The sequence below is a fragment of the Streptomyces murinus genome, from assembly GCF_002154555.1.
Lineage (GTDB): Bacteria > Actinomycetota > Actinomycetes > Streptomycetales > Streptomycetaceae > Streptomyces > Streptomyces murinus.
Genome location: NZ_MUNF01000334.1, coordinates 1 through 16,731, shown reverse-complemented (window position 1 = coordinate 16,731; position 16,731 = coordinate 1). Strand labels below are relative to the sequence as shown.

General features: G+C 73.0%; 20 protein-coding genes. 14 read left to right on the top strand and 6 right to left on the bottom strand.

What is annotated here, in order from left to right; translation table 11 throughout:
* Window positions 1–4 precede the first annotated feature (4 nt).
* The 4 genes from ybaK to CCN72_RS20590 form a co-directional block, all read right to left on the bottom strand.
* Window positions 5–508 carry a Cys-tRNA(Pro) deacylase gene (ybaK, locus tag CCN72_RS20605; RefSeq protein WP_086808792.1) on the bottom strand — a complete coding sequence of 168 codons (504 nt, stop codon included), beginning with the start codon at window positions 506–508 and terminating at the stop codon, window positions 5–7.
* A gap of 12 nt (window positions 509–520) precedes the next feature.
* Window positions 521–1,261, bottom strand: coding sequence for an LON peptidase substrate-binding domain-containing protein (locus CCN72_RS20600; RefSeq protein ID WP_086808791.1), 741 nt, complete (start codon window positions 1,259–1,261; stop codon window positions 521–523).
* A gap of 11 nt (window positions 1,262–1,272) precedes the next feature.
* On the bottom strand, window positions 1,273–2,358 hold the full coding sequence (locus CCN72_RS20595) for a hypothetical protein (protein WP_208638054.1): 1,086 nt from the start codon (window positions 2,356–2,358) through the stop codon (window positions 1,273–1,275).
* A gap of 169 nt (window positions 2,359–2,527) precedes the next feature.
* Window positions 2,528–4,105: an oxidoreductase gene (locus tag CCN72_RS20590; RefSeq protein ID WP_086808790.1), complete on the bottom strand. Its 1,578-nt coding sequence runs from the start codon at window positions 4,103–4,105 to the stop codon at window positions 2,528–2,530.
* Window positions 4,106–4,300: 195 nt separating this feature from the next.
* On the opposite strand from CCN72_RS20590, the gene hisD reads away from it, so the two are divergent.
* The 10 genes from hisD to CCN72_RS20545 all read left to right on the top strand — a co-directional run bounded on the left by hisD (window position 4,301) and on the right by CCN72_RS20545 (window position 12,051).
* On the top strand, window positions 4,301–5,626 hold the full coding sequence (gene hisD, locus CCN72_RS20585; protein WP_086808789.1) for a histidinol dehydrogenase: 1,326 nt from the start codon (window positions 4,301–4,303) through the stop codon (window positions 5,624–5,626).
* Window positions 5,623–6,735 (top strand): histidinol-phosphate transaminase, encoded by a 1,113-nt coding sequence (locus CCN72_RS20580; RefSeq protein WP_086808788.1) that lies wholly within the window; start codon window positions 5,623–5,625, stop codon window positions 6,733–6,735. The genes hisD and CCN72_RS20580 overlap by 4 nt, the downstream gene beginning before the upstream one ends.
* On the top strand, window positions 6,732–7,325 hold the full coding sequence (gene hisB / locus CCN72_RS20575) for an imidazoleglycerol-phosphate dehydratase HisB (protein WP_085564273.1): 594 nt from the start codon (window positions 6,732–6,734) through the stop codon (window positions 7,323–7,325). The genes CCN72_RS20580 and hisB overlap by 4 nt, the downstream gene beginning before the upstream one ends.
* A 2-nt stretch (window positions 7,326–7,327) precedes the next feature.
* The gene (locus CCN72_RS39675; protein WP_037653147.1) at window positions 7,328–7,492 is read left to right on the top strand and encodes a hypothetical protein; all 165 of its coding nucleotides are present in this window, start codon (window positions 7,328–7,330) and stop codon (window positions 7,490–7,492) included.
* Window positions 7,483–8,130: an imidazole glycerol phosphate synthase subunit HisH gene (hisH, locus tag CCN72_RS20570; protein ID WP_086808787.1), complete on the top strand. Its 648-nt coding sequence runs from the start codon at window positions 7,483–7,485 to the stop codon at window positions 8,128–8,130. The genes CCN72_RS39675 and hisH overlap by 10 nt, the downstream gene beginning before the upstream one ends.
* A gap of 3 nt (window positions 8,131–8,133) precedes the next feature.
* Window positions 8,134–8,859 carry a bifunctional 1-(5-phosphoribosyl)-5-((5-phosphoribosylamino)methylideneamino)imidazole-4-carboxamide isomerase/phosphoribosylanthranilate isomerase PriA gene (priA, locus tag CCN72_RS20565; RefSeq protein ID WP_086808786.1) on the top strand — a complete coding sequence of 242 codons (726 nt, stop codon included), beginning with the start codon at window positions 8,134–8,136 and terminating at the stop codon, window positions 8,857–8,859.
* Window positions 8,856–9,251: a RidA family protein gene (locus CCN72_RS20560; RefSeq protein WP_085564270.1), complete on the top strand. Its 396-nt coding sequence runs from the start codon at window positions 8,856–8,858 to the stop codon at window positions 9,249–9,251. Before priA ends, CCN72_RS20560 begins: the two co-directional genes overlap by 4 nt.
* 6 nt (window positions 9,252–9,257) lie before the next feature.
* Window positions 9,258–10,013 carry an imidazole glycerol phosphate synthase subunit HisF gene (gene hisF, locus CCN72_RS20555; protein WP_037653152.1) on the top strand — a complete coding sequence of 252 codons (756 nt, stop codon included), beginning with the start codon at window positions 9,258–9,260 and terminating at the stop codon, window positions 10,011–10,013.
* A gap of 119 nt (window positions 10,014–10,132) precedes the next feature.
* Window positions 10,133–10,735 carry an ArsR/SmtB family transcription factor gene (locus CCN72_RS20550; RefSeq protein ID WP_086808794.1) on the top strand — a complete coding sequence of 201 codons (603 nt, stop codon included), beginning with the start codon at window positions 10,133–10,135 and terminating at the stop codon, window positions 10,733–10,735.
* Window positions 10,736–10,812: 77 nt separating this feature from the next.
* Window positions 10,813–12,051, top strand: a complete 1,239-nt coding sequence (locus CCN72_RS20545; RefSeq protein WP_086808785.1) for an MFS transporter — start codon at window positions 10,813–10,815, stop codon at window positions 12,049–12,051.
* Between the two features lie 61 nt (window positions 12,052–12,112).
* On the opposite strand, the gene CCN72_RS20540 is transcribed toward CCN72_RS20545, so the two are convergent.
* A complete protein-coding gene (locus CCN72_RS20540; protein ID WP_086808784.1) occupies window positions 12,113–12,511 on the bottom strand; it encodes a VOC family protein in 399 nt (132 codons plus the stop codon).
* A gap of 15 nt (window positions 12,512–12,526) precedes the next feature.
* A complete protein-coding gene (locus CCN72_RS20535; RefSeq protein ID WP_037653158.1) occupies window positions 12,527–13,162 on the bottom strand; it encodes a TIGR03085 family metal-binding protein in 636 nt (211 codons plus the stop codon).
* An 82-nt stretch (window positions 13,163–13,244) separates the two neighbouring features.
* Between CCN72_RS20535 and hisI the strand changes: the two genes are divergently transcribed.
* The 4 genes from hisI (at window position 13,245) to CCN72_RS20515 (ending at window position 16,249) form a co-directional block, all read left to right on the top strand.
* Window positions 13,245–13,643, top strand: coding sequence for a phosphoribosyl-AMP cyclohydrolase (hisI, locus tag CCN72_RS20530; protein ID WP_085564265.1), 399 nt, complete (start codon window positions 13,245–13,247; stop codon window positions 13,641–13,643).
* Between the two features lie 11 nt (window positions 13,644–13,654).
* The gene (locus tag CCN72_RS20525; protein ID WP_086808783.1) at window positions 13,655–15,133 is read left to right on the top strand and encodes an anthranilate synthase component I; all 1,479 of its coding nucleotides are present in this window, start codon (window positions 13,655–13,657) and stop codon (window positions 15,131–15,133) included.
* A gap of 51 nt (window positions 15,134–15,184) precedes the next feature.
* Window positions 15,185–15,823 carry a TIGR02234 family membrane protein gene (locus CCN72_RS20520; RefSeq protein ID WP_208638053.1) on the top strand — a complete coding sequence of 213 codons (639 nt, stop codon included), beginning with the start codon at window positions 15,185–15,187 and terminating at the stop codon, window positions 15,821–15,823.
* 162 nt (window positions 15,824–15,985) lie between these two features.
* Window positions 15,986–16,249, top strand: a complete 264-nt coding sequence (locus CCN72_RS20515; protein ID WP_037653164.1) for an HGxxPAAW family protein — start codon at window positions 15,986–15,988, stop codon at window positions 16,247–16,249.
* Window positions 16,250–16,731: the final 482 nt, after the last annotated feature.

The following is a 16,731-nucleotide window of genomic DNA, read 5'->3' as shown; positions in this document are numbered from 1 at the left end:
GCCCTCAGCCCCGTCCGATGGGCGCCGACACCGCTCCGGTCAGCTCCGCCAGGTCGCCCGGCGCCAGCTCCACCTCCAGGCCCCGCCGCCCCGCCGACACACAGATCGTGGCGTGGGCGAGGGCCGAGTCGTCCAGGACGGTGGGCAGCCTCTTGCGCTGGCCGAGCGGGGAGATCCCGCCGCGGACGTAACCGGTGGTGCGCTCGGCCAGGGCCGGATCGGCCATGGCGGCGCGCTTGCCGCCCACCGCCGAGGCCAGGGCCTTCAGATCGAGGGTGCCGGCGACCGGGACGACCCCGACGACGAGGTTGCCGTCCACGTCGGCCACCAGGGTCTTGAAGACGCGGTCGGGGGAGACGCCCATCGCCTCCGCCGCCTCCTCGCCGTAGGAGGGGTGGGACGGGTCGTGGTCGTAGGCGTGGACCGTGAACTCCACGCCCGCCGCGCTCAGCGCCACCGTCGCCGGGGTGCCGCCGGACTGCTGCTGCTTCTTCGACTTCTTCGCCATGAGGTGATGGACTCAGTTCAGACTGGTCGGCGTCCGCGTCAGCTCGAACGCGGGCAGCGACGGCAGATGACGGATGATGGCGGTCTCGCCGCGCAGGATCTTCAGCTCGTCCCGCAGCCGGGACGCGGTGTCCGGCGCCTGGAGCAGCCGCTGCTTGGTCGGCGTGTCGTGCACCATGGCGGCCGCCACCAGGTACGAGACCACGCTCGGGTCGTCCGGCAGCTCCGCGCTGGTCGCGAGCGACCGCTCCCGGGCCCCCGCCAGCCGCTTCTGGTACTGCCTGAAGGCCCGCAGCACGCCCTCCGCGAGCGCCCCCGCCTCGTCGCCCGGTTCCTCCGCCAGCTCCTCCAGTTCGGCCGTCAGATAGGGCCCTGAGGCGTCCACGGACAGCAGCCGCACCCGGGTCGTACCGGTCGCGAGCACCTCGAAGGCGCCGCCGGTGCGCTCCCGGACGGTCGCCGCGTCCGCGATACAGCCCATCTGGTGGAAGGACGCGAGCGGGTCCGGGCCGAAGCCCGCGGCCGGGCCCCGCTCGGGCTCCGCCGTGGGGTCGGGCATGCCGGGGGCGCTGGGCGCCACCTCGTACCCGTCGCGGATGGCCACGACGGCGAACCGCCGAGGCTCCTCCTCGGGGGTCTTCAGCAGCTCGCGCATCATGGCGCGATAACGCTCCTCGAAGACGTTCAGCGGCAGCACGAGTCCCGGGAAGAGGACCGTGTTCAGCGGGAAGAGCGGCAGACGGACGGTGGTCACGGCGCCCCAGCCTAATGGTCGGCGACGCGGGCGTGTCCGCGGTGCCCGGGCAGAAGGTCCGCGGGCACCGGCAGCAGCCCGGCCGGAACCGGTGCCCCGCCGCCCGACAGCAGGTGCTCGCGCAGCCGCAGGAAGTGGCCGAGCGGGTCGTCCGAGAACCGGTCCCAGGGGCAGGAGGTCACATAGGGGCCGATCAGCCGCACCAGGGCGCGGGCGTCCTCGGGGCGGTCCAGGCGCAGCAGCACGTAGAGCAGCTTGTTGCGCACCCCGGCGGGCCAGGGATCGGCCGCGGCGAACCGCGCCGACAGGGTTATCGCGCGGTCGGCCGCCGAGTCCAGCCGCTGCCGCGGCACCCCGGGCCCGCCGCCCTCGGTCAGATAGCCGTACGCGGCCCACGCGGGCAGCACCTGCACCAGCGAGTCCGCCGGCGCGTCCTGCGCGGCCAGTTCGGCGAAGTCGAAGCACGCGCGGTGCGCGGTGCTCGGCACATGCGGGGTGTCCCCGAAGCGGACGCAGCAGAACGCGCCCAGATAGCGCAGGGCGGCCACATGGCAGCCGTAGTGGTGCGGGGCGCGGCGCAGCGCCGCCTCCCACAGCTCCTCGAAGTAGCGGTGCCCGGCCCGTGAGCCGCGCGCGTGGTCCAGCGCGATCCGCCAGGGCACCGGGTCCCGGTCGTCGGCCCGTGCGGCGGCCGTGATCAGCGGGCTGGCCTCGCGCAGCAGTTCGGCGCGGGCCGGCGAGGACCACACCCGGTCCACCGCGAGCTGGGCCGCGACCAGCAGGGCGCCGGGGTCGTCCGGCTCGGCCGCCCGCCAGTCCTCGAACCACTCCGAACGCAGCAGGGCGAACGCGGCCAGCCGCCGGGCGTACCGGTCGTGGTTCTCCCACTCGGCCGCGGCCCGGGTGCCGGCCAGCAGCTCGGCCGCGGCCCGGTACTCGCCCCGCCCGGCGGCGACCAGCGCGGGCGAGAGCCGGTCGTCGGGCGCGTCGAGCACGGCCTCGTCCCCGGAAGGAATCCCTCCGGGCGGGCGCGCGGAACGTCGGGACATCCAGGAGCGGCGGATGAACGCGGGCAGCGGAACCATGGTGCGGACCATTGAAAGTCCGCTGGTCGGGGCTGCGCCAGGGTCTTGAGGGAAGTCATGGAAGGTTGTACGGCCAAGGGTCAAGGACCAGTAAAGGGCGACTGTTCGACTTTTGTACGACGCGTGGGGTCAAGGGCGCCCTTTACGCACATGACCGCACATGACCGCACATGCCCGCGCGTCAGCCGCGCCGCAGCAGCCGGGTCGCCCCCGCCGCCACCGTCGTCGCCAGGATCCAGCCCAGCATGATCATCGCCGCCGACAGCCACACCCAGGGGCCGCGCAGCTGCCACTCGCCGACCTGGCCGAGGTCGATCACCGGCAGCAGCAGGTCCAGCGTGAACAGGGCCGGGCTCCAGTAGGGGTGCTCGTCGTGGTTGGTCGGGGGGTGCGCGGCATGCGAGAAGGCGAGGGTGCCCGCCGCCCAGAGCACCGCCATCCACACCGCGGCGCGGCCGGGCCGGTAGCCGTACGCGACCGTCAGGTCCTGGACGTAGCCCCAGAGCTTGCCCGCCAGCGGCAGCGTCTCCCGGCGCCTGCGCTGCTTGGCGAGCAGCACCTCCCGGGCGTCCTCGTCCTCCCCGGCCTCGCGCAGCACCGAGGCCAGGCGCTCGTACGGCTCCGGGGCGTACTCGGCGGTGGCCGCGGCGATCCAGTCCAGGCGCCGGGCCAGCGGGAACGGGCCCTGCGGCACCAGGTTCTCGTAGGCGAAGCCGCCCATGTGCAGCCGTCCGGCGCCCGGCCAGGCACCCGCGCGGTCCACCAGGTTCATGATCTGCGCCCCCGACAGCACCACCTTGCCGCGCCCCGGACCGTCCCCGAGGAAGCGCAGCTCGGGCGCGTGCACCCGGCGCAGCGACAGCTCCTGGTCGTCGGTGAGGGTGAACCGGGCCCGCTCCAGGTCCACCGCGTCCCCGAACCGCCCGTCGTCAAGCCGCAGCCCGCCCTGGCACTCGAACCGCTGGATCCGGGTGCCGCGCGCCGGTGTGGTCCCGCTGAGCAGCGGGTTCCCCACTCCGGCCGGGGTCAGGTACAGGGTGCGCTCCACGCTGAGCTGGGGCGCGTTCAGAGCCAGCCGGGAGTACGGGTTGGACAGGCGCGCGCCGCGCAGGCTCAGCGACACCCCGATCTGGGCGCCGCGCAGCCGCAGCTCGCCGTGCGACTCCAGCAGCTCCGCCTGGAGGTCCTGGCCGACATTGAGGCCGTCCGCGGAGATCGAGCGCCCGCTGCGGTCCCGGTACACGATCGCCTGGTTGAGCAGGAGATCGGTGCCTATGTGCGCGTCGGTCAGCCGGACCCCGTTCTGGAAGCGGCAGCGCGGCAGATGCAGATCGCCCTCGGTGTGCACCCGGGCCGCCTCCAGGCGCGGCACCGAGCAGTTCACCAGGCGCAGCGTGCTGAACCGCGCCTCCGGCACCAGCACCTGTTCGTCGAAGCGGCAGTCGCGCAGCTCGACGTACGGCCGCACGGTGCCGCCCGCCAGGTCCAGGGCGCCCGTGACGCGCACCCCGGCGAGCTTGAGCGCGGACACCCGCCCGGCGAGCGCCGGCGGTCCGTCCAGCAGCAGCCAGGCGATGATGCGCGCCCGCACGGACCGCTCGGGCCCCCAGGGATGCCCGCCGTGCGGATCGTCCACGACGGAATCGCCGCTGCTCAGGTCGTACACACTGCCGTTGCGGAAGGCCTGCCACATGCCCGCCTCGGCCGCGGTCAGGTCGTCCGGCAGGTCCCCGGCGACGAAGCCGGTCCCCTCGGTCACCGCTGTTCCTTCTTTCTCCGCTGTTCGGGTGGTTCGTCCTGCCGTTGATGCCCGCTGAGTGACGCGCGGAACACCCGGGGTGAAGGGGATCTTCCGAGTTCCGGCCAGCGTCTGTACCAGGCATTGGTCCCCGGCCTGTATCAGCCATTGATACGTGCGGACGACTACGGACGGCGGTCTGAGAGAATTGGGACTGTGATTTCCCGAATCGATCTGCGCGGCGACGCCCTCCCCGAGGGACCCGCCCTGCGTGACCTGCTGCCCCGAGCCGACTTCGACGTTCAGGCCGCCCTGGAGAAGGTGCGTCCGATCTGCGAGGACGTGCATCATCGTGGCGACGCGGCGCTGATCGACTTCGCGGAGAGGTTCGACGGAGTACGGCTGGAATCCGTCCGTGTCCCGGCCCAGGCGCTCGCCGACGCGCTGGCCGGCCTCCACGCGGACGTCCGTGCCGCCCTGGAGGAGTCCATCCGGCGCGCCCGCCTCGTGCACCGCGCGCAGCGCCGCACCGCCCACACCACCCAGGTCGTCCCCGGCGGCTCCGTGACCGAGAAATGGGTTCCGGTCGAGCGCGTCGGGCTGTACGCGCCGGGCGGCCGCTCGGTCTACCCCTCCTCCGTGATCATGAACGCGGTCCCGGCCCAGGAGGCGGGTGTCGAGTCCATCGCGCTCGCCTCTCCGCCGCAGGCCGAGTTCGGTGGTCTGCCGCACCCGACGATCCTGGCCGCCTGCGCGCTGCTCGGCGTGGACGAGGTGTACGCGGCCGGCGGCGCCACCGCCGTCGCGATGTTCGCGTACGGCACCGAGTCCTGCCCGCCCGCGAACATGGTCACCGGGCCCGGCAACATCTGGGTGGCCGCCGCCAAGCGCTACTTCACCGGCCGGATCGGCATCGACACCGAGGCCGGACCCACCGAGATCGCGGTCCTCGCCGACGACACCGCCGACCCGGCGCACGTGGCCGCCGACCTGATCAGCCAGGCCGAGCACGACCCGCTGGCGGCCGCCGTCCTCGTCACCGACTCCTTGGACCTCGCGGACGCGGTGGAGAAGGAGCTGGAGCCGCAGGTCGCGGCCACCAAGCACGTCGACGACCGGATCCGCCCGGCCCTCGCGGGCCGGCAGTCCGCGATCGTCCTGGTGGACGGCGTCGAGGAGGGCCTGAAGGTGGTCGACGCGTACGGCGCCGAGCACCTGGAGATCCAGACCGCCGACGCCGCCGCCGTGGCCGACCGGGTGCGCAACGCGGGCGCGATCTTCATCGGCCCCTGGGCCCCCGTCTCCCTCGGCGACTACGCGGCCGGATCCAACCACGTCCTGCCCACCGGCGGCTGCGCCTGCCACTCCTCGGGCCTGTCCGTGCAGTCCTTCCTGCGCGGCATCCACATCGTCGACTACACAAAGGACGCGCTGGCCGAGGTCGCGCATCACGTGGTCACGCTGGCGGAGGCGGAGGACCTGCCGGCGCACGGCGCGGCGGTCAAGGCGAGGTTCGGCTGGAAGGTACCGGAGAGCAAGTGAGCGACGTAAGGATCGACGACCTCCCCATCCGGGACGAGCTGCGCGGCAAGTCCCCTTACGGCGCGCCCCAGTTGGACGTTCCGGTCCGGCTGAACACCAACGAGAACCCGTATCCGCTGCCGGAGCCGCTGGTCGAGCGGATCGCGGAGCGGGTCAGGGAAGCCGCCCGTGATCTGAACCGCTACCCCGACCGGGACGCGGTCCGGCTGCGCACCGAACTGGCCAAGTACCTCAGCGACACCGGTGGGTTCCCGCTGGCCCGGGAGAACGTCTGGGCGGCCAACGGCTCCAACGAGGTCATCCAGCAGCTGCTCCAGACCTTCGGCGGTCCCGGCCGCAGCGCGATCGGCTTCGAGCCGTCGTACTCGATGCACGCGCTCATCGCCCGCGGCACCGGCACCGGCTGGATCTCCGGTCCGCGGGGCGAGGACTTCACCATCGACCCGGCCGCCGCCGAGCGCGCCATCGCCGAGCACCGGCCGGACGTCGTCTTCCTCACCACCCCCAACAACCCCACGGGCAACGCGATTCCGCCCGAGACGGTCCGCGCGCTGTACGACGCGGCGCAGGCGGCCAAGCCGTCGATGGTGGTCGTGGACGAGGCGTACGTCGAGTTCAGCCACGGCGCCTCGCTGCTGCCGCTGCTCGAAGGCCGCCCGCACCTGGTGATCTCGCGCACCATGTCCAAGGCGTTCGGCGCGGCGGGCCTGCGCCTCGGCTACCTCGCGGCGGACCCGGCCGTGGTGGACGCCGTACAGCTGGTCCGGCTGCCGTACCACCTGTCGGCGATCACCCAGGCGACCGCGCTGGCCGCCCTGGAGCACACCGACACCCTGCTCGGCTATGTCGAGCAGCTGAAGTCCGAGCGGGACCGGCTGGTCGCCGAGCTGCGCGCGATCGGCTACGACGTCGTCGAGTCCGACGCCAACTTCGTGCAGTTCGGCCGGTTCGCCGACGCCCACGGGGTCTGGCGGAAGATCCTCGACCGGGGCGTCCTGGTCCGGGACAACGGCGTACCGGGATGGCTGCGGGTCTCGGCCGGCACCCCCGCGGAGAACGACGCGTTCCTCGACGCCGTACGTGAAGTCAAGAAGGAGCTTGAGGCATGAGCCGCGTAGGGCGCGTCGAGCGCACCACCAAGGAGACCTCGGTCCTGGTCGAGATAGACCTCGACGGCACCGGGCGGACCGACATCGCCACCGGCGTCGGCTTCTACGACCACATGCTCGACCAGCTCGGGCGGCACGGTCTGTTCGACCTGACCGTGAAGACCGACGGCGATCTGCACATCGACTCCCACCACACCATCGAGGACACCGCCCTCGCACTCGGCGCCGCCTTCAAGCAGGCGCTCGGCGACAAGGTGGGCATCTACCGCTTCGGCAACTGCACGGTCCCGCTGGACGAGTCCCTGGCCCAGGTCACCGTCGACCTGTCCGGCCGCCCCTACCTCGTGCACACCGAGCCCGAGCGCATGGCGCCGATGATCGGCGAGTACGACACCACGATGACCCGGCACATCCTGGAGTCCTTCGTGGCCCAGGCGCAGATCGCGTTGCACGTTCACGTACCGTACGGACGTAACGCCCACCACATCGTGGAGTGCCAGTTCAAGGCGCTCGCCAGGGCGCTGCGTTATGCCTCCGAGCGCGACCCGCGCGCGGCCGGCATCCTCCCGTCGACGAAGGGCGCGCTGTAACCATGACCGGTCTGTCGACCATCCTGATCGTCGTCGGCCTCTTCCTGGTCGGCGGCATCATCTCCTTCGTCAAGCAGAAGATGCCCACCAGCCTGATCGTGCTGCTCTCCCTCGCGGCCGGGATGTGCCTGGTCGCCGGTGTCATGCGGCTGGCGGTGTGGAGTTGACCGCCGCCAAGAAGGTCGTCGTCTTCGACTACGGCTTCGGCAATGTCCGCTCGGCCGAGCGCGCCCTCGCGCGGGTCGGCGCCGAGGTGGAGATCACCCGCGACTACGACGCGGCGATGAACGCCGACGGCCTGCTGGTCCCGGGCGTCGGCGCCTTCGCCGCCTGTATGCGCGGACTGCTCGACGCCCGCGGCGACTGGGTCATCGACCGCCGGCTGTCCGGCGGCCGCCCGGTGATGGGCATCTGCGTCGGCATGCAGATCCTGTTCTCGCGCGGCATCGAGCACGGGGTGGAGGCCGAGGGCCTGGAGGAATGGCCCGGCACCGTCGGCCCCCTGGCGGCCGATGTCGTGCCCCACATGGGCTGGAACACCGTGGCCGCGCCCGCCGACTCCGAGCTGTTCGCCGGCCTGGACGCCGACGCCCGCTTCTACTTCGTGCACTCCTACGCCGTCCATGACTGGACGCAGGAGACCCACAACCCGCTGATCGCCGCGCCCAAGGTCACCTGGGCCACGCACGGCAAGCCCTTCGTCGCGGCGGTGGAGAACGGCGCCCTGTGGGCCACCCAGTTCCACCCCGAGAAGTCCGGCGACGCCGGTGCCCAGCTCCTCACCAACTGGATCGGAACCCTGTAGACCATGGCCAAGCTCGAACTCCTCCCCGCCGTCGACGTCCGCGACGGCCAGGCCGTACGCCTCGTCCACGGCGAGTCCGGGACCGAGACCTCCTACGGGTCCCCGCTGGAGGCCGCCCTCGCCTGGCAGCGGTCCGGCGCCGAGTGGCTGCACCTGGTCGACCTGGACGCGGCCTTCGGCACCGGTGACAACCGGGCGCTGATCGCCGAGGTGGCCCGCGCCATGGACATCAAGGTGGAGCTGTCCGGCGGCATCCGCGACGACGACACCCTCGCCGCCGCCCTCGCCACCGGCTGCACCCGCGTCAACCTCGGCACCGCCGCCCTGGAGACCCCCGAGTGGGTCGCCAAGGTGATCGCCGAGCACGGCGACAAGATCGCGGTGGGCCTGGACGTGCGCGGCACCACGCTGCGCGGCCGCGGCTGGACCCGCGACGGTGGCGACCTCTACGAGACGCTGGACCGCCTGAACAAGGAGGGCTGCGCGCGCTACGTCGTCACCGACATCGCCAAGGACGGCACCCTCCAGGGCCCCAACCTGGAGCTGCTGCGCACCGTGTGCGCGGCCACCGACCGGCCGGTCGTGGCCTCCGGCGGCGTGTCGTCCCTGGCCGACCTGCGCGCCCTCGCCGAACTGGTGCCCCTCGGTGTCGAGGGCTCCATCGTCGGGAAGGCCCTGTACGCGAAGGCGTTCACCCTGGAAGAGGCCTTGGAGGCTGTGGCGTCATGACATCGGAAGCCGTACGGCGGGTGCAGAGCGGAAGTTCCTGGGAAGCGAGTTTCGGTTTTGCACGCGCCGTCGCGGCGGGGGACCGGGTGTCGGTGGGCGGCACCACGTCCTTCAAGGGCACGGTCCTGTACGGCGAGGGTGATCCGTACGAGCAGACCAGGGTCGCCTTCGGCAATGCCCTGGAGGCGCTGAAGGAGTTCGGGCTCGGCGTCGAGTCCGTGATCCGCACCCGTATGTACCTGAACCATGTGCGCGACGTCGACGAGGTGGGACGGGCCCACAAGGACCTGTTCGACTCCGTGCGCCCCGCCTCGACCCTGCTGGTGGTCGAGGGCTTCGTGGACCCGCGCATCCTGGTCGAAGTAGAGCTTGAAGCATTCAGAGGAGCCTGAGCGGTCATGACCCTGGCGGTCCGAGTCATCCCCTGCCTGGACGTGGACAACGGCCGGGTCGTCAAGGGCGTCAACTTCCAGAACCTGCGCGACGCGGGCGACCCCGTCGAGATGGCCAAGGTGTACGACGCCGAGGGCGCCGACGAGCTGACGTTCCTGGACATCACCGCGTCCTCGGGCGACCGGGAGACGACCTACGACGTGGTGCGCCGCACCGCCGAGCAGGTGTTCATCCCGCTCACCGTCGGCGGCGGCGTCCGCACCGCCGAGGACGTGGACAAGCTGCTGCGGGCCGGTGCCGACAAGGTGGGCGTGAACACCGCGGCGATCGCCCGGCCCGAGCTGATCCGCGAGATCGCCGAGCGCTTCGGGCGCCAGGTGCTGGTCCTGTCGGTGGACGCCCGGCGCACCGCGTCCGGGTCCTTCGAGGTGACCACGCACGGCGGCCGCCGGGGCACCGGCATCGACGCCGTCGAGTGGGCGCACCGGGCCGCCGAGCTGGGCGCGGGCGAGATCCTGCTGAACTCGATGGACGCCGACGGCACCAAGGACGGCTACGACCTGGAGATGATCGCGGCCGTTCGCAAGCATGTCTCGGTGCCGGTGATCGCCTCCGGCGGCGCGGGCAGCCTGGCCCACTTCCCGCCGGCGATCGCCGCCGGCGCGGACGCGGTCCTCGCGGCCTCCGTCTTCCACTTCGGCGACCTGCGGATCGGCGAGGTCAAGGCGACCCTGCGGGAGGCGGGACACCCCGTCCGCTGACACGCGCGTTCCCCGGGCCCCGGTGGCTGAGCCGCCGGGGCCTTCATACGTGCGGATGCGAAAGAGAAGTTGCGCAAAGTTTATTGCGCAAGATTTCTTTCGCATCTAGGGTCATGGGCATGGCAGAGAAGGAAAGAGACCGCCGGATCCAGGACATGGGCACGCTCAAGGCGCTCGCCCACCCCCTGCGGATGCGGCTGTACCGGGCCCTGACCCTCACCGGGACCGCCACCGCCTCCCAGCTCGCCGAGCAGGTCGACGAGGCGGTCTCGCTGGCCAGCTACCACCTGCGCAAGCTCGCCGAGCACGGGCTGATCGAGGCGGCGGAGCCGGGCAGCGGGGACGGGCGGGAGCGCTGGTGGCGGCCGGCCTCCGACGGTGTGCGGATCCGTGACGAGGACTTCCGTGACGCCCCCGAGCAGATCGCCGCGCACACCGCCGCGAGCCGGCTCTTCTTCGCCCAGCGGTCCGACATGTACCTGCGCTTCCTGGACGAACGCCCGCACTGGGGCGAGCAGTGGGCACCCGGCGCGGTCTCCTCCGAGGCGGTGCTGCGGCTCACACCGGCCGAACTCGCCGAGCTGACCGGGGAGATGCTCGCCCTCGTGCGGCGGTACGACGAGCTCGGCCGGGCGGCGGAGGCGGCGGGGGAGGACGCGGGGGACGCCGAGGGCCGCGAGAACGTCGCGGTGCACACGTACGCGTTCCCCTTCCGCACCTGAGCCCCGCCGGCGCTTCGCCCCCCTGTCCCGCCTTCCTGTCCCGGCCTCACGCCTCCCGGCCCCACAAGGAGCCCGCCTTGAGCTCGACCCTCGTCACCCCGGCCGCCGTACAGGCCCACCGGGACCCCAATGTGCGGCGCTGGCTGACCGCCTACACGTGCTCCATGCTCGGCGACAGCGTGTACTACCTGGCGCTGTCCTGGGCGGCCGTACGGGCCGGGACCGCGGCGCAGGCCGGTCTGGTGATGTCGGCGAGCGCGCTGCCCCGGGCCGTGCTGATGCTCGGCGGGGGAGTGATCGCCGACCGGCTCGGGCCCCGGCGGGTCGTCATCGGCAGCGACGCCCTGCGCTGCGCCGCCGTCCTCGCGGTGGCCGCCCTGCTGTACCTCACCAGCCCCGGACTGTGGCCGCTCGCCCTGCTCGCGCTGGTCTTCGGCACCGTGGACGCCGTGTTCGTGCCCGCCGTGGGCGCCCTCCCCGCCCGGGTCACCGGCAAGGACCAGCTGGCCCGCGTCCAGGGCATGCGCGGCCTGGCCATCCGCTTCGCGAGCGTGGTCGGCGCCCCGCTCGGCGGCCTCGGCGTGGCCGTCGGCGGCGCCTCCGCGGCCTTCGCCCTCGCCGGAGCGCTGATCGCCGTGTCCGTGCCGCTGCTGATCTCCGTGCGGATACGGGAGCTGCCCGGCGACCGGGCGGACGGCCCCCGCGCCACCGCCCGGGCCGATCTCGCGGCCGGGCTGCGCTACATCCGCGGCCACCGTGTCCTCGCCCCGCTGATGCTCGCCATCGCCCTCGGCGACCTGGGCTTCGTCGGCCCGCTGAACGTCGGCCTGACGCTGCTCGCGGACCACCGCGGCTGGGGCGCCTCCGGGATGGGCTGGGTGCTCGCCGGGTTCGGCGTGGGAGCCGGCGCCGCCTCGCTGCTGCTCACCTTGCGGGGCCGGCTGCCGCGCGCCGGGCTGGTCGCCGGGGTCACCATCGTGGTCGGATCCCTGGCCATCGGCGCCCTCGCCTACGCGCCCGGCCTCTGGGCGGCCGTCGGCATCGCCCTGCTCGTCGGACTGCTGACCGGCCTCAGCGGCGCCATGTGCGGGGCCCTGCTCCAGACCCAGGCCGACCCCGCCTACCTCGGCCGGGTCACCGCCGTGTCCAGCCTGATCAGCCTCGGCTTCACCCCGCTGAGCATGCCCCTCGCCGCCGCCGCGATCGGCCTCTGGGGGCTCGGCCCCGTCTACCTGGTCAGCGCCTCCGTGTGCGCCCTCGGCGGGGTCGTCGCCCTCGTCGTACCGGCCCTGCGCCGCGCCGAACTGCCCGCCTGAGGCCCATGAGCGCCCGCCCGGGGTCCATGAGCGCCCGCCCGGGGTCCATGCCCCCCGGCGTTCATCCCTTCGGCTGAACCAGCTGCACCAGATTGCCGCACGTGTCGTCGAACACCGCCGCCAGCACCGGCCCCTGCTCCCGCGGACCATGGGGGAAACGGACACCCAGGCCGCTCAGGCGCCGGTGCTCGGCGGCCAGGTCGTCCACCGAGAAGACGATGCAGGGGATGCCCGCCTCGTACAGCGCGCGGCGGTAGGACTCGGCGATGGGGCCCTGGCCGGGCTCCAGGAGGAGCTGGAGGTCGGGCTGGGCGCCCTCGGACGCGCCGACCGTCACGAAGAGGACGCCGTCCCCGAGATCCATACGGGTGCGCGTCTCGAAGCCGAGGACGTCCGTGTAGAAGGCATGCGCCCGCGCCACGTCGTCCACGTACACCCCGGTCATCGCGACCTTGATCACGGGCGGCCTCCCTGGTCAGAACCCCAGCTGCTTGGAGGAGTGCAGCTTGTCGATGGCGTCCGCCTCGCCCTCCAGCTCCACCCGCGCCGCCCGGTCCCGGCCGAACGCGAACAGCAGCAGCTCGGACGGCTCCCCGGTCGCCGTGACCACCGGGACGCCCTTGTGCGCCACCACGGTCTGCCCGTCGGGCCGGCGCAGCACCAGACCCGTCGGCACCCCGCGCCCCAGCAGCCGCGCCGTCCGCTCCAGCCGCGACCACAGCGCGTCCTGGAACACCGGGTCCAGCTCCCGCGCGCTCCAGTCCGGCTGCGCCCGGCGCACGTCCTCGGTGTGCACGTAGAACTCCACCGTGTTCGCGGCCTCGTCCACCTGCTTGACCTGGAACGGCGAGAACCGCGGCGGACCCGTGCGGATCAGCTGGATCAGCTCCTCGTACGGCTTCGCGGTGTACTCCGCCGTCACCTTCTCCAGGCGCGGCGCGAGCTGCTTGATCAGCGCGCCCCCCGCCGCGTCCGGACGGCGCTCGCGCACGATCACATGCGCGGCCAGGTCCCGGGTCCGCCAGCCCTCGCACAGAGTCGGCGCGTCCGGGCCCACGGTTTCCAAGAGGTCGGCGAACAGGAGCCGTTCACGCTTGGCGAAGGTCGACATGGGGTCAGCCTACGACCCGCCGCCGGTCCGCGCAGTGGACACCCGCCCGGAGTTGTCAGTGGCGCGCGGCACAATGGCACCCATGACCAGTACGCCCGGCACCCCCCGGCCCAGCAGCCTCGACCCGGAGATCGCCGCCCGCCTCAAGCGCAGCGCCGACGGCCTCCTGCCCGCCATCGCCCAGCAGCACGACACCGGAGAGGTGCTCATGCTCGGCTGGATGGACGACGAGGCGCTGCACCGGACCCTGACCACCGGCCGCTGCACCTACTGGTCGCGCAGCCGCCAGGAGTACTGGGTCAAGGGCGACACCTCCGGCCACGTCCAATGGGTGAAGTCGGTCGCCCTGGACTGCGACGCCGACACCGTGCTGGTCCAGGTCGACCAGGAGGGCGCCGCCTGCCACACCGGCGCGCGCACCTGCTTCGACGAGGACGTGCTCCTCAAGGACGCCGGTCTGCCCTCCGGCGCGGACCAGTGAGGCCCGCCGCCATGGACCTGGAGACCTTCCGCAAGCTCGCCGCCGACCGGCGTGTCATCCCGGTCACCCGCAAACTGCTCGCCGACGGCGACACCCCGGTGGCCCTCTACCGCAAGCTGGCCGGCGAACGCCCCGGGACCTTCCTGCTGGAGTCCGCGGAGAACGGCCGCTCCTGGTCGCGCTACTCCTTCGTGGGCGTGCGCAGCGCCGCCACCCTCACCGCCCGCGACGGCGCGGCCCACTGGCTCGGCACCCCGCCGGTCGGCGTCCCCGTCGACGGCGACCCCCTCAAGGCCCTGCGCGCCACCCTCCAGGCCCTGCACACCCCGCACACCGAGGGCCTGCCCCCCTTCACCGGCGGCATGGTCGGCTACCTCGGCTACGACATCGTGCGCCGCCTGGAGAAGATCGGCCCCGGCGAGCGCGACGATCTCAGGCTGCCCGAGCTGACCATGCTCCTGACCAGCGACCTCGCCGTCATGGACCACTGGGAGGGCTCGGTCCTGCTGATCGCCAACGCGATCAACCACAACGACCTGGACACCGGCGTGGACGAGGCGTACCACGACGCGGTGGCCCGCCTCGACGCCATGGAGGCCGACCTCAGCCGCGCCGTGGCCCAGCCCCCGGCCGTGCTGCCGCCCTCCGAGCTGCCCGAGTACACCGCGCTGTGGGGCGGCCCCGACTTCCGGCGCGCCGTGGAGGACGTCAAGGAGCGCATCCGCGCGGGCGAGGCCTTCCAGGTCGTCCCCTCCCAGCGCTTCGAGACCCCGTGCACGGCGAGCGCCCTGGACGTCTACCGGGTGCTGCGGGCCACCAACCCCTCGCCATACATGTACCTGTTCCGCTTCGACGGGTTCGATGTCGTCGGCTCGTCCCCCGAGGCCCTGGTCAAGGTCGAGGACGGCCGGGCCATGGTCCACCCCATCGCCGGCACCCGGCACCGCGGCGCCACCCCGCAGGAGGACCAGGCGCTCGCCGAGGAGCTGCTCGCCGACCCCAAGGAGCGCGCCGAGCACCTCATGCTGGTCGACCTCGGGCGCAATGACCTCGGACGGGTCTGTGAGCCGGGCTCGGTCGAGGTGGTCGACTTCATGTCCGTCGAGCGGTATTCGCATGTGATGCACATCGTCTCCACCGTCACCGGCCGGGTCGCCGGCGGCCGCACCGCCTTCGACGTGCTCACCGCCTGCTTCCCGGCCGGCACCCTCTCCGGCGCCCCCAAGCCCCGCGCGATGCAGATCATCGACGAACTCGAACCGTCCCGGCGCGGTCTGTACGGCGGCTGTGTCGGCTACCTCGACTTCGCGGGCGACTCCGACACCGCGATCGCCATCCGTACCGCCCTGCTGCGCGACGGCACGGCATATGTGCAGGCCGGAGCGGGCATCGTCGCCGACTCCGACCCGGTCGCCGAGGACCAGGAGTGCCGTAACAAGGCCGCGGCGGTGCTGCGGGCGGTGCACACGGCCAACCGGCTCGGCGAATAGGGCGCGTCTCACGGAACCCCGGGTGACACTTCGCCCGGGGTTCAGGCGATAGTGGAGTACGTGACTGCCGTTCCTCACCCCCGTTCCGAAGCCGCCGAGCCCGCCCGGACCGGCCGCCGGAGCCTCGCCGTGGCCCTCCTGTTCGGCGCGCTCGGCGCGGCCGTGGCGCTGCTCGCCAGCCGACAGCGCTGGGCGGAGGGCACCGCGTCGGTGGCCGGCGGCGCGTTCCCGCTCACCGCGAAGGGCAGCGATGTCACGGGCGTGCCCGCGGCCCTCGCCATAGTGGGCCTCGCCGCGCTCGTCGCCGTCTTCGCCGTCCGCCGGGCCGGCCGCTTCCTCGTCGCCGCGCTGCTCGCGCTGTCCGGCGCGGGCATCATGGCCGCCGCCCTGGTCTCCGCCTCCGACAGCACCGCGCTGGACGAGAAGGCCGCACAGGCCAGCGGTGACACCACCGCCACGGTCGCGGCGCTGAGCCACACCGGCTGGCCCTATGCGGCGGCCGTCGGCGGTCTGCTGATCCTGCTCGCGGGGCTGCTCGCGCTGCGCTTCGGCAGCGGCTGGCCCGCCATGTCCGGGCGCTACGAGCGCGGCACCGACCGCCCCCGCAAGACGGCAAGGCCGGTCGATCCGGAGCGCCCCGAGGAGATCTGGAAGGCCCTGGACCGGGGCGAGGACCCCACCGGCGCCTGACCCCCGCGCGGATGTGGCGAACCAGACGCCACCCCCGCGTCCGACGCGCGTGCGCGTACGGGACAATGGACGGCGAGCGTCCGGCTTGACGGGCGGGCTCGGAGCCGTACGACACGTACGTCGCTCTTCTGGGACACGTACACAGCAACGAGGAGCACAGACATGGCGGGCAGCAGCCACGGCCACGGTCACACCCCGGCCGCCTGGACCGGCGTCATCATTTCCTTCATCGGCTTCCTGGTCGCCGGCGCCTTCATGGTGATGGCCAACGCCATCGGCTTCTGGGTCGGCATGGCGCTCATCATCGGCGGCGCGATCGTCGGCGGCATCATGAAGGCCATGGGCCTCGGTGACCACCAGAAGCCCCTCGCGATGGTCGGCGGTGCGCCCATCGCCGCGCGCGAGCCCGTCGCGGTGGAGAGCTGAGCGGCCGAGCACGGCACCTCCTCGCAAAGGGCGGCCCGGCGGTCCCTGACGGACCCGGGCCGCCCTTTCGCGTCCGCCGGAGCCCCGCCGCCCGGGCGGTCTCCCGCGCGCACGGCAGCCGCCAAGGCGGAGAGCGTCACCACCCCAAGGCGGAGAGCGTCACCGCCGCGCGCAAGGCGCTCTCCCGCGCGCGGCCGTCGCCACCCCGGGGGCGAGCCGCTCCCGTCCGTGCCCGACGTTCTCCCGCGCGCACGGCCGCCGCGTCGGCGAGAATGCCTGACGTGACCGCCGCCGACCGACCGGCCCCGCCCGCAGCGTCCTGCCCCGCCGCCTGGACCGACCTCCGCCCGGCCGCTCAGGCCAAGCCTTCACCGCCGGACGCCCGGGCCCAGCTCTCGGTGTCGGCCGCTCAGGCCCAGCCCCCAGTGCCGGGCGACCGCCTCTGGCCCGGAGGTGCCGTCGCCGCGCCGCCGGGCCCCCGG

Bases quoted from the DNA above. Each gene is read 5' to 3' on its own strand.
- CCN72_RS20595 (WP_208638054.1), bottom strand. From the start codon at position 2,358: ATGGTCCGCACCATGGTTCCGCTGCCCGCGTTCATCCGCCGCTCCTGG.
- CCN72_RS20560 (WP_085564270.1), top strand. From the start codon at position 8,856: ATGACATCGGAAGCCGTACGGCGGGTGCAGAGCGGAAGTTCCTGGGAA.
- hisB (WP_085564273.1), top strand. From the start codon at position 6,732: ATGAGCCGCGTAGGGCGCGTCGAGCGCACCACCAAGGAGACCTCGGTC.
- CCN72_RS20515 (WP_037653164.1), top strand. From the start codon at position 15,986: ATGGCGGGCAGCAGCCACGGCCACGGTCACACCCCGGCCGCCTGGACC.
- CCN72_RS20535 (WP_037653158.1), bottom strand. From the start codon at position 13,162: ATGTCGACCTTCGCCAAGCGTGAACGGCTCCTGTTCGCCGACCTCTTG.
- CCN72_RS20550 (WP_086808794.1), top strand. From the start codon at position 10,133: ATGGCAGAGAAGGAAAGAGACCGCCGGATCCAGGACATGGGCACGCTC.
- CCN72_RS20525 (WP_086808783.1), top strand. From the start codon at position 13,655: ATGGACCTGGAGACCTTCCGCAAGCTCGCCGCCGACCGGCGTGTCATC.
- ybaK (WP_086808792.1), bottom strand. From the start codon at position 508: ATGGCGAAGAAGTCGAAGAAGCAGCAGCAGTCCGGCGGCACCCCGGCG.
- priA (WP_086808786.1), top strand. From the start codon at position 8,134: ATGGCCAAGCTCGAACTCCTCCCCGCCGTCGACGTCCGCGACGGCCAG.
- hisF (WP_037653152.1), top strand. From the start codon at position 9,258: ATGACCCTGGCGGTCCGAGTCATCCCCTGCCTGGACGTGGACAACGGC.
- hisI (WP_085564265.1), top strand. From the start codon at position 13,245: ATGACCAGTACGCCCGGCACCCCCCGGCCCAGCAGCCTCGACCCGGAG.
- CCN72_RS39675 (WP_037653147.1), top strand. From the start codon at position 7,328: ATGACCGGTCTGTCGACCATCCTGATCGTCGTCGGCCTCTTCCTGGTC.